Annotated in this window: 13 protein-coding genes; 3 read left to right on the top strand and 10 right to left on the bottom strand. The window is 47.3% G+C overall.

What is annotated here, in order from left to right:
* The first annotated feature begins 11 nt into the window (after window positions 1-11).
* Window positions 12-719 carry a response regulator transcription factor gene (locus C6P39_RS04885; RefSeq protein WP_104805851.1) on the top strand — a complete coding sequence of 236 codons (708 nt, stop codon included), beginning with the start codon at window positions 12-14 and terminating at the stop codon, window positions 717-719.
* The gene (locus C6P39_RS04890) at window positions 716-2,110 is read left to right on the top strand and encodes a sensor histidine kinase (RefSeq protein ID WP_095176102.1); all 1,395 of its coding nucleotides are present in this window, start codon (window positions 716-718) and stop codon (window positions 2,108-2,110) included. The genes C6P39_RS04885 and C6P39_RS04890 overlap by 4 nt, the downstream gene beginning before the upstream one ends.
* Here the strand turns inward: C6P39_RS04890 and C6P39_RS04895 are convergent.
* A complete protein-coding gene (locus C6P39_RS04895; RefSeq protein ID WP_104803010.1) occupies window positions 2,098-3,843 on the bottom strand; it encodes a hypothetical protein in 1,746 nt (581 codons plus the stop codon). The two genes, C6P39_RS04890 and C6P39_RS04895, sit on opposite strands and share 13 nt — an antisense overlap.
* Window positions 3,844-4,009: 166 nt before the next feature.
* Window positions 4,010-4,699 (bottom strand): YoaK family protein, encoded by a 690-nt coding sequence (locus tag C6P39_RS04900; protein WP_095176100.1) that lies wholly within the window; start codon window positions 4,697-4,699, stop codon window positions 4,010-4,012.
* Between the two features lie 227 nt (window positions 4,700-4,926).
* Between C6P39_RS04900 and C6P39_RS04905 the strand changes: the two genes are divergently transcribed.
* Window positions 4,927-5,841, top strand: a complete 915-nt coding sequence (locus C6P39_RS04905) for a LysR family transcriptional regulator (RefSeq protein ID WP_104803011.1) — start codon at window positions 4,927-4,929, stop codon at window positions 5,839-5,841.
* Here the strand turns inward: C6P39_RS04905 and C6P39_RS04910 are convergent.
* The 8 genes from C6P39_RS04910 to C6P39_RS04945 all read right to left on the bottom strand — a co-directional run bounded on the left by C6P39_RS04910 (window position 5,816) and on the right by C6P39_RS04945 (window position 23,042).
* Window positions 5,816-8,515 (bottom strand): translation factor GTPase family protein, encoded by a 2,700-nt coding sequence (locus C6P39_RS04910; RefSeq protein WP_104803012.1) that lies wholly within the window; start codon window positions 8,513-8,515, stop codon window positions 5,816-5,818. The genes C6P39_RS04905 and C6P39_RS04910 overlap by 26 nt on opposite strands.
* 226 nt (window positions 8,516-8,741) lie before the next feature.
* Window positions 8,742-9,545, bottom strand: coding sequence for a helix-turn-helix domain-containing protein (locus C6P39_RS04915; RefSeq protein WP_104803013.1), 804 nt, complete (start codon window positions 9,543-9,545; stop codon window positions 8,742-8,744).
* 90 nt (window positions 9,546-9,635) lie between these two features.
* Window positions 9,636-11,681 carry a DUF4118 domain-containing protein gene (locus tag C6P39_RS04920; protein ID WP_104805852.1) on the bottom strand — a complete coding sequence of 682 codons (2,046 nt, stop codon included), beginning with the start codon at window positions 11,679-11,681 and terminating at the stop codon, window positions 9,636-9,638.
* A 10-nt stretch (window positions 11,682-11,691) separates the two neighbouring features.
* Window positions 11,692-12,339 (bottom strand): potassium-transporting ATPase subunit KdpC, encoded by a 648-nt coding sequence (gene kdpC / locus C6P39_RS04925; protein WP_104803014.1) that lies wholly within the window; start codon window positions 12,337-12,339, stop codon window positions 11,692-11,694.
* Window positions 12,340-12,352: 13 nt separating this feature from the next.
* Window positions 12,353-14,419 (bottom strand): potassium-transporting ATPase subunit KdpB, encoded by a 2,067-nt coding sequence (gene kdpB, locus C6P39_RS04930; protein WP_104803015.1) that lies wholly within the window; start codon window positions 14,417-14,419, stop codon window positions 12,353-12,355.
* A gap of 27 nt (window positions 14,420-14,446) precedes the next feature.
* Complete coding sequence (kdpA, locus tag C6P39_RS04935) at window positions 14,447-16,177, bottom strand: potassium-transporting ATPase subunit KdpA (RefSeq protein WP_104803016.1); 1,731 nt, start codon at window positions 16,175-16,177, stop codon at window positions 14,447-14,449.
* A 105-nt stretch (window positions 16,178-16,282) separates the two neighbouring features.
* Window positions 16,283-16,360: a potassium-transporting ATPase subunit F gene (locus tag C6P39_RS28685; RefSeq protein ID WP_104805853.1), complete on the bottom strand. Its 78-nt coding sequence runs from the start codon at window positions 16,358-16,360 to the stop codon at window positions 16,283-16,285.
* Window positions 16,361-16,703: 343 nt separating this feature from the next.
* Complete coding sequence (locus C6P39_RS04945; protein ID WP_104805854.1) at window positions 16,704-23,042, bottom strand: DUF3320 domain-containing protein; 6,339 nt, start codon at window positions 23,040-23,042, stop codon at window positions 16,704-16,706.
* Window positions 23,043-23,340: the final 298 nt, after the last annotated feature.

The following is a 23,340-nucleotide window of genomic DNA, read 5'->3' on the forward strand; positions in this document are numbered from 1 at the left end:
AGGTATGGATGATGGCGAATGAATATTTGAAAAGAAAAAGAATTCTTCTTGTGGATGACGAACCGGAGCTGCTCCATATGGTTCTCTCTATCTTGCAGGACGAAGGCTATTCACAGATAAAAACAGCAAAGAATGCGGCGGAGGCGCTGGCGGCCTGTCAGGAGTGGAATCCTGAGCTTGGCATCTTTGATGTGATGCTGCCGGATGGGGACGGTTTCTCCCTGTTCCGGAAGGTTCGGGATCTTTCTGACTTTCCTATTCTTTTTTTAACGGCCAGAGGGGAGGATGAAGATAAATTTACCGGTCTGGGACTGGGCGCCGATGATTATATGGTAAAGCCGTTTCTGCCCAGGGAACTGATCCTGCGGCTTCATGTGATCCTAAAAAGAAGCTATAAAAATCAGTCAAACCTGGTGCATTTGAAGGCCTGCGCCCTGGACTTTGACCGGGCAGAAGTGATCCGGAACGGATTACCTGTGGCTCTGACTGCCAAAGAATTTGATCTTCTTCAGGTATTGAGCCGAAATGCAGGCAGGATTGTGACCATTGATATGCTCTGCGAGGCAGTGTGGGGGGACAATCCCTTCGGATATGAAAATTCCCTTATGGCACATATCCGGCGGATACGGGAAAAAATTGAGGAGAACCCTTCCAAACCCCAGTCTTTGCTGACTGTGAAAGGACTTGGTTATAAACTGGTCACGGAGGATGGACAATGAAGAGTATTCTGAAGCTGATAAAACGGTTCATTGTAACCATGCTGTTTTCTCTGGTGCTGCTGGTCTTTCTGAATTTATTTCTTCTGATCCTTATTTCTTATAAGCAGGCTGCCAACCATGGTGCATGGTCCACCGCAGATCAGGTGGCATCTGCTCTTACCGGAAAGGATGACGGGACTTATGAATTGTCTGCTCAGGGAGAGGAAGCCCTATCCAGGACAAAAGCCTGGGCCGTTTTGGTTGACAATGAAACCGGATCTATTCTCTGGAACAGCAGCAATCTTCCGGAGGGAATACCCACCCAGTATTCTGCCGCCAGCATAGCCACAGCGGTCAGAGGGTACATCAATGACTATCCCGTGGCTTCCAGCGGATATGGCGACGATCTGCTCCTGTTGGGATTTCCCAAAAAATCTTATTGGAAATTAATGTACAATACTTTTGATTATGATCTTATCAAAAATATGCCCCAAACGATCCTGTTATTTTTGAGCTGTAATCTGCTTTTTATATTTTTTGTCTATCTAATAGTAACTTCCGGGGTCCTGCGCTCTGTAAAACCGGTCATCCATGGGATTGAAGCACTGCCTGCTGACAGAAATGTGTATGTAAAGGAAAAAGGGCTGCTTTCAGACCTGGCCGTTTCCATTAATAAGGCGGCGGAGAAGCTGCGCAGCCAGGATTATCAGCTCAAAAAAAAGGAGACTGCCAGGGCAAACTGGATAGCTGGGGTCTCACATGATATCCGGACTCCTCTTTCCATGGTTCTGGGTTATGCCAGCCAGATTGAGGAGAACCGAAATGTACCAAAAAGAGACAGGAATAAAGCGCGGATCATCCGGCAGCAGAGCCTGCGGATGAAAAATCTGGTCAATGACCTGAACCTGGCTTCAAAGCTGGAGTATAACGTACAGCCGCTCCATATGGATACCGTAAATCTGGTACCGCTTGTCAGGCAGACAGCCGTGGACTTTCTGAATCTGGATCTGGAAGGGAAATTTCCTATTGAATGGGCTGCCGGGGAGGATATGCAGAACTGTTATGTGAAGGCGGATAAGGGACTTTTGTCACGGGCGGTCTCCAATTTGATAACCAACAGCCAGGTGCATAATCCGGATGGATGTACCTTATTTATCTCTGTGGGGAAGGCAGGGGAAACCTGCCAGATCGCAGTGGAGGACAACGGTGCCGGGGTAACGGATGAAGAGCTTGAGCGGATCCGGAAGGCGCCGCACTATATGGTCTGCGACAGGGAGACAGGAAATCAGAGGCATGGGCTGGGGCTGATGCTGGTGAGACAGATCGCCGAGGTGCATGGGGGAGGCATGGAGGTTTCACACGGGGAAAGAGGGGGATTCCGGGTTGTTATCCGGCTGCCCTATGGTAACTGACGCTTTAGCTCCTGCAGACTTTTGGTTATGTTATTTCCGTGGACATAGAGGATTTTCTGCCCTTTTTTTCTTTGACCTGTGATCTTATAGTATAATCCATGCTTCATCATGTCTGTGTTGAATACAAGATATTTCTTGCAGTATAGTACAGAATTGTCAAAATGCAGATTGTCGGAAGATAAAAACTGGCTGTGGGGTAGGTATTGTTTCATCTTTTTCTGCCAATTTGCATGTCCCCCGATGATAAGCATTTTTTCACCTTTCATCAGCTCTGCATACTCATCATTGCTGAGGGCCTCCTCCTGTTTTGGCTTTTCTTCTGCCTGTACGCACTGAAAAATATAGTTGCGCAGACTGATGAGCTCATCCCGCTCCAACGCATTGTTTTCCTCCGCGCTTTGGAGTCGGGCCCTCAGCTTTGCGTTCTCTGTTTCGCTTTGCTCCAGATGTTTTTCCAGCTCTTTTTTCTTTTGTTCCAGGTATTCTGTCCTGCTTTGCAGGTTTTCTATTTCACTGAGCATAGTATCCCTGTCTTTTTCAGCTCTGCGCTGCAGGTAGCGGCGTTCCTTAGGATCCTGCTCTTCACATAACTTATGCAGCCTGTGGATATATTTGCACAGGGTTGCGGTAAGCAGTATTTGTATATAGTCCTCCCATTTTATGTCCTCTGCCAGAGAACAGAGAAAATCCACATCTTTCTGCTCCAGCGCAATTCCCGTCAGCATTCTCAGATTCAGATGAAAATATGCAAAGACCAGCTCCAGATCCAACTCGTTTTCTTTCGCTGCTGCCCCATCAAGATAATAACAGGTATAGTAGGATTCCATCTGCAGGTGTTCTTTCTGAAGTTGTCTGTGCAGTCTTCTTCCCCTATTATCCGTGTTTTCCAATTCCGGCAATCTTTCCAGATCCCCTTCATAAGTCAAGAGCATCTGAAGCCCCAGATAGAAATCATAATCCTCATGTACCGGAACTTCCGAATCTTCGGCCATTGTCAAAAGCACCATCATTTCCGCTGCTGCCAATACCATATCATTGCTGTTTTTAACTATTTTTTGAAACATGCTGCCATCTATGTAGTCTGCCTTTTTTAACTGGTTTTTCAAATTTCTGTAACCTTCTTCCAGGATTTCCATAAGACTTTTGTACAGCTTGTTTTCCCTGAGTACACAGCACTGCTGTGTCTTATATTCCTGACGTATCCGCTCTATCAGTCCGACTGCCATGCTTGCCGGAAGTCTGTCATCCACGAGAAACCAGGATGGGAAGGCGGACTCTCTAAACTTGGACTCTCTGTAAGCTTCATAGCATTTTTCCCCTTCCTTTTTGGCATATTCCATCATCGCTTTTCTGCAGGCCTCATTTCTCACAACTGCATATGCCAGAAAGAGGATACTCTCCACATGGACTTCCTCATGATCCAGGTTCAGCGCAGGTCCCATTGCAACTGCCAATCTCTGGGGCACTTCCTCCTGCTGGCGCCTCCGCAGCTTTTTCCTGATAATGGCATCAAACACATGCTCTTTTTGTTCTTGGTTCCACCGGATCTGCATTTTAACAACACTGCCCATCTGGGAGGACTCAAAAAACCCCTCTCTGCGGTCTGCCTCCATCATGGCCTGTATCAGCATACCACGGGACTCTTTGGAAGATTCCATACACCAGTCAATAAATGCAGACTTGGAGCGCACATAACAACGAAGCCCTTCACACACCATGTTTTTTTGCACCATAAAAAAACCTCCTTCAGATATGAATTAAGATGAATTGATAATTTGGCGAAATGCCTGATTTTGTTGAATAGATAAATAGATATTTAAGAAAGGCAGTGACACTGCCTTTTGTAGTGGACTAACAATATCATATTTTCTGAGGAAATGCAAGGATGAAATCATTTTTTTATGGCTCCGGCTGTTCTTTCATAAACATAAGTACAAAACCTGCCAGAAGAAGACACGCGGCTGTCCAGATGGCGGGGCTGCCAAGAACTGATGTGATCAGTGCTCCTGCAGTTGCACCTATGGCGAAGATCAGGATCACAAAATAATAGTGGATGCTTTTCCGTCTTAGTGTTTTGTCTTTTGTTATGTGATATCTGCAGAGCATTTCCGTGGCGCTGCGGATGTTGCCGATGCACATGGTGGTGGCACAGGGCAGGCCGTGAAATTTTCGGAAGCTGTTGACCTGCATGGCACAGGCAAAGGACATAAGGGCATTGGCACTTATATTCAGGGTCTGCGGAAGAAAACCGGTAATGACCAGCAGGAGCGATTCTATCAGAAGGATCACCTGCCTCCAGTGGATTTTTTCGTTTGCCCGGAAACGGTGGTGTACACGTTCTGTGATGTAAACACCCAGAAGGAATGCGCAGAGGGGAATAAAATAGCGAAATGCTGCTCCCCAATGTCCCTGAGCCAGGTTTTGCCCCAGCAGGACAATGTTTCCGGTTTGGGCATTGGCAAAGACCCTGCCGCGGCAGTTGTAGGAATAAGCATCCTGGAAACCACCGGCCAGGGTTAGAAATATGGCAAGTGGCATGGATTCTGACATTTGACGGGATTTGATCACTGGTTTGACTGCCGGCTTCATAGTTCCTCCTGTTGACTGCTGCTGATTTGCATTGTTTTTTATTCTTTTCTATATTATACTTTTGAGGTGTAAGATGTAAAATATATATATGTTATTATTTCTATATCATATTTATATATCAGATGAGAGCATTGTCTATTGCAGCAGAGATTGGCGGAGATGTGCGGCAGGGAATAAGCTTTTATCACAAGGAGTTTAAAACAGAACCGTAATGTGGGGGAAAAATGATGAATGTGACTTACGATTATTATAAAATTTTTTATTATGTGGCTAAGTATCATAGCTTTACAAAGGCAGCCTCTGTTTTGATGAACAGCCAGCCCAATATTACCCGGTCTATGAATAACCTGGAGCATGAACTGGGATGCAGACTTTTGCTGCGCTCTAACAGGGGCGTTAAACTCACGCCGGAGGGGGAAAAGCTTTTCAGACATGTAGCCTTGGCTGTGGAACAGATCCAGGCCGGGGAGGAAGAATTGAGAATGGAGCAGTCTCTTAAAAGCGGTCAGGTTTCTATTGGAGCCAGTGAAACGGCACTGCATGGACTGCTTTTACATAAACTGGGAGAGTTCCACAGGGAATACCCGGGCGTAAGGATACGGATATCAAATCAGACAACACCTCAAGCCATACTTGCTTTAAAAAATGGCACGGTAGATTTTGCGGTTATCACAAATCCGTCCGGTATCCGCATACCTTTAAAAGAAACACCACTGAAACAGTTCAGGGAGATCCTTGTGGGGGGACCGCAGTTTTCAGGGCTTTCAGAAAAAACATGGGATCTTGGGGAACTGGAACCTTACTCTTTTGTCTGTATGGATAAGAAATCCAGAAGCTATGAATTGTATGGGGACTTTTTTCTGGAACATGGGCTGACCCTGGAACCAGATCTGGAGGCGGCTACTATGGATCAGGTACTCCTGATGGTAAAAAACGGGCTTGGGATCGGCTTTCTCCCTGAGGAATTTGCCAGAGATGCATTGGATAAACATGAAATCTTCCGGATTCCTCTGCATGGGGAACCGCCGAAACGCTCCATATGCCTGATACAGGATATGGAGCGCCCACTCAGTGTTGCAGCCAAAAAGCTGACAGAACTTTTGTGCGGCCCGGATACTACAGCTTCTTCCTCCCCATTCTGACGTCCTCCATCAATCCCTGCAGTTCATCTGATAGATGGTCAAATAAATAGTTTTTCCCATTCTGGCCCTGGTTCAGATAGTTGCTCCTGATTTCAATATTTGCGGCCTGGATCTCCTCTTTTAGTCCCGCGGCTGAAAGGCGGCTTGCACCCTGTCCCAGAATGATGATCTGCTCCAAGGCGTCAGAGGTTGCTACTGTGACCCGGTGTTTCCTTCCAATCTCGTGTACGGTCTTTTCAATATACTGGTCTGCGGTCTCCGCTTCTTTTGTGTAAACCACATAGATATTGTGATATTTCATCACCTCACCTGTATTGCCTTCCACTTTGTAGGCGTCGTATACGAGGATCAGTGTATTTTTCTTATATCCCTGATAATTGCTGAGAATATCCATGAGTTTGTTCCTGGCTGCTTCGATGCTGGCATTGGCAAGGTCTCTTAATCCTTCCCACGCAAATATGATATTGTAGCCGTCCACCAGCAGATATTCTTCCTCTGTCCCCTGCTTTTTCGGTTTGTATTCCCTGAGGGAAGAAGTTTCCGCACTGACCGTTCGCTTTCTGTTAAATGGATTTCTCTCTTTCTTGGCGGTTCCATACGTGCGGGTAAATATTTCTTCCAGCTCTTTTTCATCTGCCGGACCGCCCCTTTGGATTGTCTGGCTAAATGTCGGGAGGGATTGTTCCTGTATGGGTTTTACCTTTTTTTCCAGACGAATCCCACTGTCCAGGTGCATATAATCCCGCACCTTGTCCCAGCTTACCACAAAACCGGCGCCGTGGGAACAGAATACAGAGCCTGTGGGGTTTTCTGTATCTTTTTCCGGATCATAGGCTATTTCCCGGATCACTTCCTCCGCATTGTGACAGGGTTCGTACCCTTTCAGTGTACAGGAGAGCCGTCCGTGGCCTTTGGTGTAGGCAACCACCTCTGTCTGGTAATCCCGCATGGCAGCTACAGGAGCAGTACCTGTCAATATAGTCATATCTCCCTCTATGACCGGCTCAGAAAATGTACCATACATTTTCTGGATGTCCGAAAGTGCCCTGCCCACCTTATCGGAAGGGATCTCCAGCCTGTATTCATAAACCGGTTCCAACAGGAGGCTGTTTGTGCATTTCAGTCCATGACGCACGGCTCGATAAGTGGCCTGTCTAAAGTCTCCGCCCTCTGTATGTTTCAGATGGGCGCGTCCTGTGACCAGCGTGATCTTCATATCCGTGATCTCTGAACCTGTCAGTACACCTCTGTGGCGTTTTTCCTCCAGATGTGTCAGCACCAGGCGCTGCCAGTTCCGTTCCAGGATATCCTCACTGCAGGCAGCCTCAAACTGAAGGCCGCTGCCCCGCTCCCCCGGCTCCATCAGAAGATGCACCTCCGCATAGTGGCGGAGGGGTTCAAAATGCCCCACACCTTCCACCGGTTCTGTAATGGTTTCTTTATAGACGATGCTTCCTGCGCCAAATTCCACCTCTGTGTCAAAACGTTCCGCGATGAGACGCTTCAATATCTCTATCTGTACCTCTCCCATGACCTGGGCATGGATCTCATTGGATTGCTCCTCCCAGACAATGTGCAGTTCCGGTTCCTCCTCCTCCAGCTGGCGGAGCTTCAAATACATCCGGTGCACATCACATTCCGGCGGGATTTGGATTTGATAAGTGAGGACCGGCTCCAGAAGTGGCAGCTCCGCCTCAGTCTCAGCGCCCAGTCCCTGACCGCAGAACGTCCATGAAAGCCCTGTCACCGCACAGACCGTACCTGCCGGGGCCTCGCTGATGGTGCGGAAACCGGCACCGGAGTAGATACGGAGCTGATCTGCTTTTTCCTCCCAAATCTCCTCACTGCTTTCCTTTCCTTCCCGGCGGTTTGTCAGCATCTGCTTTACTTTCAGGATACCGCCCGTGATCTTCATATACGTCAGACGGGCCCCCTGGGTATCCCTGGCTATCTTGTAAACCCTGGCACCGAAATCCTCCGGGTAATCCGGACAGGCTGTATAAGTGTCCAGTCCCTGCAAAAACTCCTCCACCCCATCTATTTTAAGGGCAGAACCAAAATAGCAGGGGAATACTTTCCGTTCCCGGATCAGCCTTATGATCTCTCCCGGCTCCACCGTGCCGTCAGACAGGTATTTTTCCAATACAGCCTCATCACTCATGGCCAGATTCTCGAAAAAAGTTTCTCTGTCCTCCTTATCATCAAAGGCTATACATCTTTCATCCAGGCGTTTCTGCAGTTCCACCAGAAGTTTCCGTCTGTCAGTTCCTTCCTGGTCCATTTTATTGATAAACAGGAATACAGGGATTTTGTATCTTGTCAGAAGCCTCCACAGAGTCTGCACGTGTCCCTGCACACCGTCCGCACCGCTGATGACCAGCACCGCATAGTCCAGCACCTGCAGGGTCCGCTCCATCTCCGCAGAAAAATCCACATGCCCGGGTGTGTCCAGAAGTGTCACTTCTTTTTCTCCCAGCCTCACTTCCGCCTGCTTGGAAAAAATAGTGATCCCCCGCTCCCGCTCCAAGTCGTAAGTGTCCAAAAACGCATCCTGATGGTCTACACGTCCCAGCTTTCTGATGCTGCCTGTCAAATAGAGGATGCTTTCAGACAGGGTTGTCTTGCCGGCATCCACGTGGGCCAGAATGCCGACTGCTAATTTATTTGTTTTCATATTGCGTTCTTCCTATTCTATTGTTTTCTACCCTTTTCTTCTAAAACTGTATTCCTTATTCATCATAACATAAAAGAATCCCCCGGAAAAGTCCCTGGAGATCCTCTGTCTTTGAATCTTTCTTATTCATTTGTAACAGTTCAGACAAGCTGAACTGTTACGCATCCAGCCATTAAAAATGGCTTCGCCATGGGCTGGATAAAGTTGGCACTACTTTTTCATACGGTCAGCGCAGTAAATGCGCAGATCTGTCTGAACTGTTACATTCATTTTTCTTTGCCGCTACAACAAGGGGAATAAATGTACACAGCACCACCGCCAGGCTGACATATCCCCTATATCTCCCCCACCATGCTGCCCCCAGGATCTTAAAGAGCAGAAAGCTGAACAAGGGATTAAAAACCACAATTCCCATCATGACGATTCTGCCCGCCCTCAACACATGAGGCCAGTTTTTGTTGTTAAAATGCACTCCTGCAATATGTATCCGAAACGGACCCTGACTGTAATAATTGATCTTATTCTCATCATAAAAAGACGGGAGTGTCTCCCTTGCAAATAATAAAAACCATGCCCCAAACAAAAGGCACATTCCCTCAATAGTAAAAAATTCGGCAGAAAATATCTCTTTACCGCCGCCTGTGCACATCACCCCCCATGTTTCCAAAGCTGCAGCCACTGTGCAGAGCAGAAAACAAATCATGCGTTTTCTCTGTCTTACCCTTTTTTCTTCCTGCTCCTCCACAGATAAGTGGATGGAACCTGAAACCAGATCATCCACCTCCAGCTTTGTCATGGTTTTTTCCTCACTGATGCGGCGGGCCTGCAGTAATTCCGTTACTGTCACGCCCAGGATATCTGCCAGCGGGCCCAGAAGGGTGATATCCGGCAGACTCAGCCCCCGTTCCCACTTGCTTACCGCTTTATCAGAAACAAATAATTTTTCGGCAAGCTGTTTCTGGGTATATCCCTTTTCTTTCCGCAGTTCTAAAAGAAATGCTCCGAATCGCTCTTTGTCAATCTCAAACATTTTATTCGCCTCCTGCTTTCTTAATCAAAAGCTTATCTTAAAATGCATGATTTGGCAATCGACTGACAGTAGAATCCTGTATTCTCCGCGCTATGATGTGTTTTTAGATATGGACTTTGCCAAATCCTCCATCTTCTGGATCCTCTCCAGCACAAGCGCGGCCTCATCCAGCATAGCGGATATGAGATTGTATTCAAATACGGCAATTTCCCTGCGCTCTTCCAGCACCATACCCACCACGGCAGAAACCTTATCATCCTCCATGACCGGAAGATAAATAGCCTTGGCATTTGGAAGGGTATGGGTAGTGCATCCGGCTCTGTGGCCGTTTTCAAATACCCATTTGACCACAGCCTGCTCTGACCGGGAGGTATAATCTGCCCTCAGGCCTTCCTCCCCGCCATTCTCAATTCCGCTGCGCAGATATATGGAAGGCATCTGTATCACACCATCTTTCTTCATATATATGATCACGGTAAACTGCATCAGCTTTTGTATCTGGACAGCCAGATCATCACTGACCTGCTGTCTGGATTTGGCACGCCTCAGTTTTTTGCTGTTCACCAGAAGGATTTCCGTGCGGTAGGCCCGCTTTGCATTTTCCTCATTCTGCTTTTGTATCTTTGACATATTCCAGGATGTGAGAAGGCTGACCGTAAACATCATGGCAAATGTTACCGGATAACTTGCGTCATATGCCTGAAGGCTGTGGACCGGCACAGTAAAGAAATAGTTGAACAATATCACACTGAGGATGGAGGCCAGCACAGAACACACATACCCCTGGGTAAAGATCGCAGTCAGCATCACCCCCAGCAGATATGCCATGATAATATTTGCTTCCGTCATCTGAAAATGTGCCAGCAGTAAACCGCCCGCTGTACTGACCGCCATCATGCCCAGCATGATCCAAAAATCGGTTCCTTTCATACCCTGCAGAAATTTCCCGGCCTTTATTATGGTATAGGGCCGCTGACCGATACCGCTCTGCAGATCAGGTATGACATACACATCGAGATTGGGGGCATATTGATTCAGGCTCTCAACCAGGGTTTTTCTTGTCTGCCCAAACAAAATCCGGTGAGCCGTTCTGCCCATAACGATTTTTGTCACATTGCTGACCTTGGCATATTCCGCGATCTGCCTGGACACATCCTCCCCGTTAACTGTGGCAACTTTTGCCCCCAGGCTTCTGGCAAGCCGCATATTTTCGTCCCTTCGTTTTTTCACCTTTTCATCCGCATTCTGCAGATACCTGGTCTCCACATACAGCGCAGTGAATTCTGCATGAAATGCATAGGCCAGACGGGCTGCTGTGCGGATCACCTTTGCGTTGGAGGGTGCGGGCGAAATGCAGGTGAGAACATGCTCACCGGTGGAGTATTCTCCTGCGCCAAAGATCTTTTTCTCCTCCTCAGCAAGATGGTTCACACGGTCCGCCATACGGCGCAAAGCAATCTCCCGAAGGGCAATCAGCTTATCTCTGGTAAAAAAATTCTGAAGAGCCCTCTGTGCCTGCGCGCCCTGATAGATCTTCCCTTCCTTCATGCGCTCGATCAGCTCTTCCGGCTCGATATCCACAAGTTTCACCTGGCTGGCCCGGTCAAACACACGGTCAGGTATGGTTTCCCTGACCATAACGGAAGTGATACTCGCTACATTGTCATTGAGACTCTCCAAGTGCTGGATATTGACGGTGGTGTACACATTGATCCCGTGTTCCAGCAGTTCCTCTATATCCTGGTACCGTTTGCTGTGGCGGCAGCCCGGGATATTGGTGTGCGCCAGTTCATCCACCAGGATCACTTTCGGATGACGCTCCAGGGCAGCATCCAGATCAAATTCCCGTATTTTTACACCCTTATAATCCACCATCAAAAACGGAAGCTGCTCCAGCCCCTCCAGCAATGCCGTGGTTTCCGGCCGCGCATGGGGCTCCACATATCCGGCAACTACATCTATCTTCTGCTTTTTCAGTTCACCTGCTGCCTGCAGCATGGCATATGTCTTCCCTGTTCCGGCTGCATATCCCAGAAAAATTTTGAGCTGCCCCATCTCCTTTTTCCGGGCTATTTCCTCCTCCACCTGAATCTTTTCAAGCATTTCCCGGGAACTTGGCCTTTCCTCTCCTCCCATGGCATACTCCTCAGATTTCTCCAATGGCTTTTGCTATCTCCAGATTGCATTTCAGGATATTGACTCTCTCATGTCCGAACACGCCAAGGACTTTGCCTTCTGTGTTGTTCTCAACTATTTTCTCCAGTTCTTCCTCACTCAGTCCTGTATTTTCAGCAATGGCAGGAATCTGTATCTTGGCTGACTGAGGTGTGATATCCGGGTCCATACCCGAACCGGAAGCGGTGAGGAGGTCAGCAGGAATATCTCCTTTTTCCACACCCGGATTTTTTTCCAGGAATTCATCCACAGACTTTTCCACCCGTTCTTTCAGCTCTTCGTTGGACGGAGCCAGATTGGATCCGCCGGAGCCTATACCGCCGTAACTATTATCTTCCTTTTCTTCCTCTGTATAAGTGTTATAATTCACACCGGATACACGGCCTTGAAAATACCTTGGATTTCCTGAAAAATCCTGCCCTACAATGGCAGACCCTATGGCCTCTTCCGGTTCTGTTGTCTTCTCTCCCTCTGCAGTGATCAGACTTCCGTTTGCCTGATGCGGGAATATCAACTGCCCAAGTCCGGTCAAAGCTGCCGGATAGGCAAACCCACAGAGGATCAGCATGAGAACAGTCAGGATCAGGGCACTCTTAAAATATTTAAAAAATGATTTCATAAAATCTTCCTCCCTACATTCCCAGCACTGCCAAAAGCGGTGCTACCAGACAGTCTATGATCTTAATTCCAGCAAATGGTACAATAATACCGCCCAGACCGTAAATACCCATATTTTTCAGAAGCATACGCTCCGCACTCATAGGCTTGTATTTCACACCTCGCATGGCAATGGGAATCAGGCACGGGATTATGATCGCATTGAAAATAAGTGCTGATAAGATAGCGGACATAGGTGTCGCCAGCTTCATAATATTCAGCATCTGCATCTGCGGGATCACCAAAGTGAACATGGCCGGTATAATGGCGAAATACTTCGCCACGTCGTTGGCTATACTGAATGTGGTAAGGGAGCCTCTTGTGATCAGAAGCTGTTTTCCGATTTCCACTACTTCCAATATCTTTGTGGGATCAGAATCAAGATCCACCATATTTGCAGCCTCTTTTGCCGCCGCCGTACCGGAATTCATAGCCAGACCCACATCTGCCTGGGCAAGGGCCGGGGCGTCGTTAGTACCGTCACCTGTCATGGCTACCAGTTTTCCCTCTGCCTGTTCTTTTTTGATCGCCCGTATCTTATCTTCAGGCCTGCATTCCGCAATAAAGCCATCCACACCGGCTTCTTTCGCAATGGTGGCCGCTGTCAGCGGATTGTCGCCGGTACACATAATGGTCTTGATCCCGATTTCCCTAAGTCTCTGAAAGCGTTCCACCAACCCCGGTTTTACTGTATCTTTCAAATAAATAACACCGTAGATCACAGCATCTGCTTCCACCACAAGGGGAGTTCCTCCAAGGCCCGCGATCTTTTCCACAATGGTGTCCAGATCATCCGGCACGCTGCCTCCATTTTTCAGGACTCTCTCCTTGATGGCATCTGCCGCTCCTTTTCTGATCTGAGAGCCGCCTGCCAGGTTTACCCCTGACATTTTGGACTGGGCTGTGAATTCCACAAACTCCATCTGATCAGCAGCACTGTCATCTATTCTGCTTCCCATACTTTTTGCCAGTTCTGCTGTTGATTTTCCCTCAGGCGTAGGGTCACAGAGAGAAGTAAGCGCCGCATAGTCCATTAAGTCCTCTTTGCTCTTTCCGGCGACAGGATAAAACTCCGCTGCCAGACGATTTCCAAAGGTAATGGTACCTGTCTTATCAAGTATCATGGTGTCCACATCCCCGCAGGCCTCTACTGCCTTTCCCGACATGGCGATCACATTAAACCTGGTAACTCTGTCCATTCCCGCAATACCGATGGCGGAAAGCAGGCCGCCGATCGTAGTGGGGATCAGGCAGACCAACAGGGCTATCATTGTGGAGACAGGTATCTGCACCCCTGAGTAAGTAGCAAAAGGATACAGGCATACCACAACAATCAGGAAAATAATCGTAAGACCTACCAGCAGGGTGTTCAACGCGATCTCATTGGGCGTCTTCTGGCGGGATGCCCCCTCCACCAGGGCGATCATTTTATCCAGGAAAGACTCTCCCGGTTTTGATGTGATCCTGATCTTCAGCCAGTCGCTGACCACCGTTGTTCCTCCTGTGACAGATGAAAAATCGGTTCCCGCCTCACGTGTTACAGGCGCGGATTCCCCTGTTATGGCTGATTCATCCACAGACGCGATCCCCTCTATGACCTCCCCGTCATTTGGGATTATCTCTCCCGCTTTTACCAGGACCACATCATCCATTTTCAGGTCAGAAGCATTTACGGTCAATTCCGTACCGTCTTTGTCTATAAGACGTGATCTTGTATCCTGTTTTGTCTTTTTCAGTGTGGCAGCCTGGGCCTTTCCCCGCCCTTCCGCTACAGACTCCGCAAAATTGGCAAATAATACGGTTATAAAAAGTATTACACACACGATCCCGTTATAGACTCTCAGATAACCAAGTGACGCATCATCCCCAAACAGGGTTGGAACAATAGTCATGAGCAGCGTGAGCACAAAGCCCACCTCCACTACAAACATGACAGGGTTTTTCACCATATATTTCGGACTCAGTTTCTGAAATGCACCTATAACAGAACTTTTTAAAATGTCCTTTGTCACGAACTTTGTTTGTTGTTGTTTTTTAGACATTCTTCTTTTACATCCCTTTCTCAAATTTTATGCAAACCACAAGGTCAGATGCTCCGCAATCGGCCCCAAAGCCAGTGCCGGGAAGAAGGTCAGAGCTGCAAAAATGTATACAATGAATACCAGTAAAATGGTAAATACCGCATTATCCGTACGCATGGTACCAACGGAAGCCTTTGTCGTCTTCTTCGCAAACAGAGATCCCGCAATGGCAAGTTGGGCAATAATAGCTATATAACGGCCAAAGAACATTGCAAGTCCTGTTGTGATATTCCAGAAATAGCTGTTGTCAGACAGTCCCTCAAAACCGGAGCCGTTGTTGGCCGACGCGGATGAAAACTCATACAACACCTGCGACAACCCGTGAAAACCAGGATTGCTTATGCCCTCCAGACCTGCCTGGGTGGAAACTGCCAGCGCGGAAAATCCCAGGATCAGCAGCGGATGCACGATCAGCACCAGCGCCACCAGTTTCATTTCTTTTCCCTCTATCTTCTTCCCAAGATATTCCGGTGTACGTCCCACCATCAGCCCGCAGATGAACACTGCCAATATCGCATACATCAGCATATTCATAAGGCCAACGCCTTTGCCGCCGAAGACACAGTTCAGCATCATATGTAAAAGCGGCACCATTCCGCCCAGAGGCGTCAGTGTGTCATGCATATTGTTGACCGTACCTGTGGTGAAGGATGTCGTGACAGTGGTAAACAGGGCAGATTGGTCAATCCCGAATCTTACTTCCTTTCCTTCCATGCTGCCCATTTCCTGGCTGATCCCCGCGGTCTCAAGGACAGGATTTCCGGCCTTTTCAGACACAAAGCACAGAGTCAGGCCCACCAGGAAGATAACGGACATGGCTGCAAAAATAGTTCTTCCCTGTTTTCCGAATAATGGTTCTTTTGTTTTGACTTCTTTTGTTTTAACTTCCGCTTTCTTTCTCTCCTGGCACATCTTTCCGAAGGTCAGTACACATGCACCCGGAAGGATCATCATGGAGATCAGTTCCACGATATCCGTGATAACGGTAGGGTTTTCAAAGGGTGTGGAAGAGTTAGCTCCAAGGAAACCGCCTCCGTTTGTTCCCAGATGTTTGATGATCTCAAGTGCCGCTATGGGACCCATGGCAAAATCCTGAAGTTTTCCGTGGATCGTCTCTACGGTGATATTCGAGCCAAAGGTCTCCGGACAGCCCTGCCAGATCAAAACAAGGCCGAATATCAGGGACCATGGGATCAGGATACGTGTGGTGATACGCACCATATCTTCGTAGAAGTTTCCCAAGTCCTTTCTCTTTCCTGCAAGCCCCCGGCAAAATGCCATACAGGCCGCATACCCGGATGCCGCGGAAGTGAACATCATGAAAATGATCACGAGCATCTGGCTTAAATAAGAAAGTCCGGATTCACCGGAATAATGCTGCAGGTTGGTATTTGTCATAAAGCTTATAATTGTATTGAAGGAAAGGGTGGGCTCCATTCCATCGATTCCGTTGGGATTCAGAAACAGCCCATGCTGTAGTCTCAACACCATATATCCCACAAAGATCATAACTGCATTTGCCATGAGCAGGCTTAATGCATAAGTCTTCCAGTTCATTCCGTTTCTGTCAATACGGCAGATTTTATATATCCCGTTATCCACCCTGTCAAAAAATGGGTCTGCAAATGTTTTCTTTTTGGCTGCAATGTGATACATATATCTTCCCATTGGAATAACTGCCAAAATGAAAATTGCCAAAGTCAGCGTTATCTGTAACATGACTTTTATATCCTCCTGTCATTTTCTTTATTCCTGTCACTGATTTTTTATATCTGCGGGCAACGAGCCAAGCAGCCATGCCTGCAGACAGTAACACTTTGTTTTCTATAATTTTTCGGGATAGACCAGGGCATAGAGCAAATAAGCCGCTGTCAGCAGAATTACAATTCCCAATAATATCATGTTGTTCCCTCCTGTCGTCGTTCTGCACTTTTCCTTTACTCCTTATTTTCGTCGCTGCCTGTATCCACCTGCCTGCTGCACCATCCGGTAAACAGCTTCATGAAACCAAAACAGGCAAGCAGTACAGCCACCATAGCTAAGTCCATCATATCAGGTCCCCTCCTTTATCTTTCAGGATGTAACTGATGTTACCACGTAATATCCTAAATGCGCATAAGGGAAACCGCTTTTGTATTAAGATTGGATAAATAACAGAAGGATTGTAAGGAACTGATGCAGCAGGAACGCAAAAACCCCCTGAAAGCGCTGTGCTTTCAAGGGGTTTATGAGTCCTCTTCTATTTTCATTTATCCGTATTCAAAACAAATCTCTTCTCTGTATCCTGCCCAATCTCTCCTGTCTTCCTTCCATATTTCAGCCCTCGTTCTACAGCAGCGATCAAGGCCGTTCCACTCCTTGCGTATCCCATTGTCCGAATGGTTTCTTTCATAAGTATGTCCTTATTGAGTGCGCCTTTTTCCTGCAGTGTGAAGCAGACTGCATTCTTAAGCTCCTGCTGGCATATCTCGTCGACAGTTCTTTTCTCCGCAGAAACAATATCCATTCTGTACACTCTGTACATATCCGGCTCCTGATCCTTCCGCCAGTAAAACCTGACGCCGGCCTGCTTATTTAACTTAGTCAGAGCTTTCTTTAACGCCTTGTCTGTTGTTTCCAGTGTCTGGGGACTGGAACGCGCAATATTGAATGCTCGAAGCGTTTTTTTCATGAGCCTGTCATATGCAATAGGCGCTTCAGCATCTAGGATCTGCTGTATCTTTGCGGTGATCTGTTCCAAATTTTCCTTTTTGTTATAATCAGCAGCAGTAAGATCTATCCCCTCTTCCGAAGCATATACATAATCCTCGACACGGTACTCCAACACTCCCTGTAATACTTGTTTGACTACGGCCGAAGTATTCTGTTTCCCGGCAGCAACCTTTTTATCAAATTCCTCTGCTATCCGATTTTTAGGAGCAAAACGATTTTCAATATCAATTGCAAACTTAGGTTCCGACTTTTCATCCATTTCCGGTCCGGCCTTCGTCTGCTCTGAAACATTCCCTTCATTCTCCACAGCAGCCTCAACATTTCCGGTAACTTTACTGGATAAATCTTCTGCTGTCTCATCCTGTTTCACTGCGGCCTCCGACTCATCGGCAAAAACTTCAACCGTTTCTTTTTCCCCTGCTGCCGCCTCCGCAACACTAACCGACTGCGCTTCAAGAAATGTCTGATATGCCTTTTCCCTCTTTTCTTCCAACACCTGCATCAGCTTAGACAATTCTTTATCCCTGTTATCCCACCAGTCCATAGTCCAGATACGATGCAGTTCCCAGCCAAGTCCGTTCAGAACACTGCTCTGCGCCACCTCGCGGTCTTTGGTATTCGACGACTGGCGATAGGACTCTCCATCCAGCATAATACCAAGCAGATACTCCTCCTCATTGTAAGGATTGGCCACTGCAATATCAATCTTAAACTTTGAATGCCCTACAGCCTTCTGGTATCTGTATCCGCCATCAGAGATCACCTGACAGATGTGCTCCATAATTCCCTGATCTCTCCGCACTCTGGTCTCCACATATTCTCCCTGCAGTCTGCCCTTCTGCGCAAACTCCAGGAAATCCTTCAGAGCCTCAACCCCCTTTGATTTCGTTCTCCTCAGATCGATCATATCGGCAGTCATGACAGTAAACACCACCATTTCAAGTCTGGCACGGGATACGGCCACATTCAGCCGCTTCCAACCGCCGTCCTTATTCAATGGTCCAAAATTCAATGACAGTTTACCATCTGCATCAGGACCGAAGGCAATCGAGAACAGAATAACGTCACGCTCATCTCCCTGTACATTCTCCAGATTCTTGACAAACAGAGTCTCTTCACCAACATTTGCCCATCTGTCAAATGCCGCATCCTTTTGGTACTCTTCCTGCAGCAGATCCTCAATCAGCGTCTGCTGGCTTATATTGAAGGTAACAACGCCAATGGTCTGATTCGTCAGCTCCGTACTCTGATATCTTCTCTTTATTTCAGCAACAATCGCTTTTGCCTCCCCTTCATTGACGCGGCCCTTTCCACGGTCAAAAAAGCCGTCCGCCTTCACCAGGTTTACCCTCTTTTCCCGGTCATTTACAGACGGGAAGGTAAGCATGGAGTTTTCATAAAACTCCTGATTACTGAAAGCGATGAGGCTCTCATGCCTGCTTCGATAATGCCAATGCAGATAAGCGGATGGCATCCCAAGTGCCAGACAGTCATCCAGAATGCTGTCCAAATCCTCAATATCCAGGTTATCTTCATCTACTGTATTCCCCGCAAAGAAGCTGGTAGGCGGCATTTGATTGGGATCACCTACGATAACCGCATTTTTGCCTCTTGCCAGTACACCCACGGCTTTACAGGTGGGGAGCTGTGAGGCCTCATCGAAAATCACAATATCAAACAGATCATTTTGGGCCTTCAGATACTGTGCCGCGGAGATTGGGCTCATGAGCATACACGGACATAATCTTGTCAGGATATGCGGAATCTGCTCAAACAGCGTCCTGATGGATATCCCCCTGCCATTACTGCTGATCGCTCTTCGTAAAATATTCAATTCCCTGCTGATATCTACAGACTCATAAGATGTGGGCAGTTGATGCGTCAGCTTGTAAAACATCTCATCCTTGGTCAGTTCCATGAACTCCTGGTCCAGCTTCTTAAATTGTGCGATTTTTTCATTGAACCCGATACCCGTGAATCCGTTCAATACCGGTTCCTTTTCAATCACCGACAAAATGATGGTTCTGTATATAGACCGCAGATATACGGTCATAACCTCATCATGGGGAATCCCTGCTTCATATGCATCACAGATGGGGCCCAGTCCTCTCTGTCTGCACTCCGCGGCAAATTGCCGGTAGACGATCCAATCCTTTATGGAAGAAGCATTTTCCAGAATGCCTGCACAAAGCTTTAATCTGCTGTCCATCCAATTTTCTTCCGTGTTTTCAAAAGTCAGCTCCAGCAATTCTGCTGCTTGGGTTTCTGCTGCCTTCACAGACTCCAGGCTTGTTATCAGATTTTCTGCCTTCCGGATACAGCCTTTCAAGGCTCCTTCATTCTCCAGTATCTGTATCTGATCCGAGAAGTGTGATATGATCTGCAGTTGTCCCTTCACATGGTCTTTGTATACCTGCAGAGCCTCCCCTGTGGGATGATCTTTGAGAATTTCTTTCCACTCATAGGACAATGCCGCCTCGGCTTCTGCTATTTCCTTAGCTTCTTTTTGATAAAAAGAAATATCTGTAAGGTACACTAAGATCCGGTCTGTCTCCACTGTAAAAGATGCAAATGCCTGCATTTCAGATGTCAGTGCTGCCAGTGCTTTTCCTTTGCCAAAAAATTTCTTATTCGCCTGCTCATACTTTTCACGATATGTATCCATCTCCATACGGAGAAAGTTTTCATTCCAATTTGCCAGGAACCCGGCCTTCTTAGCCTCAAATGCCTGCCGCATGGACAAATAGGTCTCCGGTGCTGCAAATTCACGTTCCACACTGCCGGACCGCCGTAAAAATGCCGGAATCCTCTCTATAGCAATGACGCTGCGGGCATAATTGCAGATATCTCTCCACTCATCCTCTGTAACGGGGGCCTTTATTTCCATGGATTCCACGAAGCCAAGCATATCCTTCCGGAATACTTCCAGGGACTCTCTATAGGAGCGGATGATAGTTTCAAGCTCAAACTTCAGCCTCTGGCTGTATTCTGTCTTGTGTACCACCTGCAGCGGATGATCATGAGGATGACCGATTCCTTTTCCTGCTGCGATCAAACGCTCCAGGCTATGAGCCTGATGATCCAGGTCACTCTCTGTCAGGGAACCTGCATATGTATGATCAAAACGCACGCTCTTATTCAACTCCGGGATCATTTCATAGATATCCATTAGCTGGCGAAGGCTCTTACCAAACGGTCTTTTCACATGCAGCGCTTTCGCATAGGCATCCAGATCAGCACGCATTTTGCGAATGTCCTGAATCTTTTTATCGTAATCTGTCTTCTGTCCCCAGACGCCAATCTCCAGCCCCCTTTTCAACTGATCCAGAACTGCCTTCTTTGTTGCCTTATTGGAATGCACCTCCAGACAAAAATCGCGGATTCCCAAAGCCGAAAGCCTCTTTTGTACCACTTCAAGAGCTGCCATCTTCTCCGCAACAAAAAGAACCGTCTTCCCCTTCGTAAGGGCATTGGCCACCATTGCTGTGATCGTCTGTGATTTCCCGGTACCGGGGGGACCATGTAATACAAAACTCACCCCGGCTGCCGCCATATTGATCGCCCGAAGCTGAGAAGAATCAACAGTCACCGGCAGATAAGCTTCATCCGTGTCCACACCCTCCGGAATTGTACAATCCCAATCCACAGCTCCCATCATCAGGCTGTGAACGATTTTGTTGTTTTCAAGAAATGTGCAGTTGCTGTGAACATCATTCCACATCACAAACTGCGAGAAGGAGAAGTTTCCAATGAATCCTGCCTCTACCACATCCCACATGGGAAGGTTCATCACCCCATGGCGGATGATCGCAAATATCTTAGGCAGATCCAGGCCATGCTCATCCATCGGCGGCGGGTTCAATCCATAAATCTCCGTATCATAATTTTGTTTCAGGAATTCCAACAGTGTGATATTGATCTGTGCATCCTCATCGCGCATACGCATAGCATATCCTTTACTGGCCGATTTCCGGATGATATCAATGGGTACCAACACAATGGGCGCATACCTTGCCGCAGCACTTTTCTTACCCTCAAACCACCGAAGCAGACCCAGTGCCAGATATAATGTACTTGCTCCGTTCTCTTCCATAGAAGTTTTTGCAGAGCGGTACATTTTTGTCAGGGAGCTGTTCAATTCTTTCTCCGCATACAGAGAGTGCAGTCTGCGGTGTTTGCTCTCCAGTGCAATAAAATCCGCAAACAGCCCCAGATCCCCCAATGCTTCCACCGTGACGCCGCCATCTCCTGCAATTGACATATCTGCCGGCCGAGGCATAACCCGGAATTCTTCCCCTTCCGACAATGCATCCTCCAAAATACTTACATCGGAAGACAAAAGCGGAACTACTGCTTTTGTCATACGCATATTGATCAGCATATTGCGAAGGCTCAGATCCAAAAGCTTGCGTTCCCACTGTGTCAGCTTTGTGACCGTTCCTTTTTGGGAAGGATCCGGGAGATTGAAAATCTCGACTTTATTTTTAGTGGCATTTGTGATATCCTTCTCTTCCCTGTCCTCATGCTGAACCTGAAATCCTTCTGCTGTCTTTACACGTACCGGAAGCGGACGGATCCCCATGCTTCTGGCACGCTTCACATCAATGGCAAAAGCAAAATTGCCATAGTCGGACACGTTACGCTCTGCCAGCGTAACGGCCTCATCAAAGCATCTTCCCTTTCCGGCACACATGGCTGTACATTCCACAACGATCATCTCACGAATACCTTTTGACATACGCTTTTCCATCTGAGAGGGATCATCCATGATCATATCGGAGAAGGATTCCTCAACCAGCCACACACCGGCAAAGATATGCCCCCTCATCATGACCATAACAGGATTAAGCCCCATGGCTTCCAGGCACGCCACATAAAGCAGTGTCATATCCATGCAGGTTCCCAGACGCTGATCCAGGACTGTATCTGCCAGACGGATTCTCTGCCCAAACTCTTCAAAGCTTGAAGGCGGCTCCGCATAGGTGATATTTTTCTGCTGGATTGCCGCATAGGCTGCGGCAGCCATATGCACAACCCGATTGGGGTCTTCAAATTGATACCCCGCCAATGACGGATCTCCGGTCCACTTTTCCATATATTTAGCAGCAAGCTGAATCAAACTTGTCACTACAGGATGATTCGGCATGGAAAATGCTGCTAACAGCTCCGGTGTATACTGTAGGCCCGGCCATTGTTCAAAGGCCAATGCGGTAATATTTATGGTTTCCGATAGCAACCGGTCTTCTTTAGAATAAATTCCTACTGTAAGCTGACACGAACTTCTCTCTGTAAGAGATGCCAGGTATCCTGCATTAATGGAAACATTCAGATTTTTAAGATGAAACTCTTCTCCAGGCTTTATCTTCTCAATACCCTGCTCAAAATCCATAATGAGTTCATTTCCGGAACTGATCCTAACCATCAGATCATCCAAATCGGCTTCCGATATATTTTTGATACAAATATCTCTGACTATATGTACACCGTTGTGAACAATCGCATAGGTCAGCACATCATCGATATCGCAGGTCAGCTGCAAAACATTCTTAGATGCGATTTCCGCTTTCTCCCTACCTTTTGTGTTGTTCTCTCCCGCTGCATGATCTGGGTCAGCCTTGGTATCGTTTTCCCATGCCAAAAGAACGGCAGCCATATGTTCACAATTGCAGCCAGAACCTGCATAAGAGCAGGTGCATTTCATTGAAGACACCGTATTCTCCGCAAGGCGAATCTCCACATTAAAATTTTCTATACCGCTCACACGGGCAGTAAGCCGTTTCTCATCCACAGTCAAATTTTGGATCGAACCGCTCCTAATATATTTCTCCGCGGCATTTAATACATTTTGATCAAAAAGTGCTCTCCATTCCACTTTCATGCCCCCTGTCTTATTATACACTGCCGGTTTATCTGTTATATACAGTCTATAATCTTTGATTTACCATCTCATTATCAAAAACTCTTTTTCAGCTAACGAAAGATCGTTTTTTACATATATAATATCATTATACTCAAATACTATATTCACAGCAATCTCTTTGTGCAGGTTATTGCGGCGAAAATCGACCAAGCATCAGGGTGGTTATTGAAATAACTCCTTTACAAACCGCCTACTGTTGTAATTTTATCTTTGCACAATCCAAAGCTATAATAATCATTTTAATCCAGTT

The sequence above is a fragment of the Blautia marasmi genome (assembly GCF_900258535.1).
GTDB classification, from domain to species: Bacteria; Bacillota; Clostridia; order Lachnospirales; family Lachnospiraceae; genus Blautia; species Blautia hominis.

Bases quoted from the DNA above. Each gene is read 5' to 3' on its own strand.
- C6P39_RS04900 (WP_095176100.1), bottom strand. From the start codon at position 4,699: ATGAAGCCGGCAGTCAAACCAGTGATCAAATCCCGTCAAATGTCAGAA.
- C6P39_RS04885 (WP_104805851.1), top strand. From the start codon at position 12: ATGGCGAATGAATATTTGAAAAGAAAAAGAATTCTTCTTGTGGATGAC.
- kdpA (WP_104803016.1), bottom strand. From the start codon at position 16,177: ATGTTACAGATAACGCTGACTTTGGCAATTTTCATTTTGGCAGTTATT.
- C6P39_RS04910 (WP_104803012.1), bottom strand. From the start codon at position 8,515: ATGAAAACAAATAAATTAGCAGTCGGCATTCTGGCCCACGTGGATGCC.
- kdpC (WP_104803014.1), bottom strand. From the start codon at position 12,339: ATGAAATCATTTTTTAAATATTTTAAGAGTGCCCTGATCCTGACTGTT.
- C6P39_RS04895 (WP_104803010.1), bottom strand. From the start codon at position 3,843: ATGGTGCAAAAAAACATGGTGTGTGAAGGGCTTCGTTGTTATGTGCGC.
- C6P39_RS04890 (WP_095176102.1), top strand. From the start codon at position 716: ATGAAGAGTATTCTGAAGCTGATAAAACGGTTCATTGTAACCATGCTG.
- kdpB (WP_104803015.1), bottom strand. From the start codon at position 14,419: ATGTCTAAAAAACAACAACAAACAAAGTTCGTGACAAAGGACATTTTA.
- C6P39_RS28685 (WP_104805853.1), bottom strand. From the start codon at position 16,360: ATGATATTATTGGGAATTGTAATTCTGCTGACAGCGGCTTATTTGCTC.
- C6P39_RS04920 (WP_104805852.1), bottom strand. From the start codon at position 11,681: ATGGGAGGAGAGGAAAGGCCAAGTTCCCGGGAAATGCTTGAAAAGATT.
- C6P39_RS04915 (WP_104803013.1), bottom strand. From the start codon at position 9,545: ATGTTTGAGATTGACAAAGAGCGATTCGGAGCATTTCTTTTAGAACTG.
- C6P39_RS04905 (WP_104803011.1), top strand. From the start codon at position 4,927: ATGAATGTGACTTACGATTATTATAAAATTTTTTATTATGTGGCTAAG.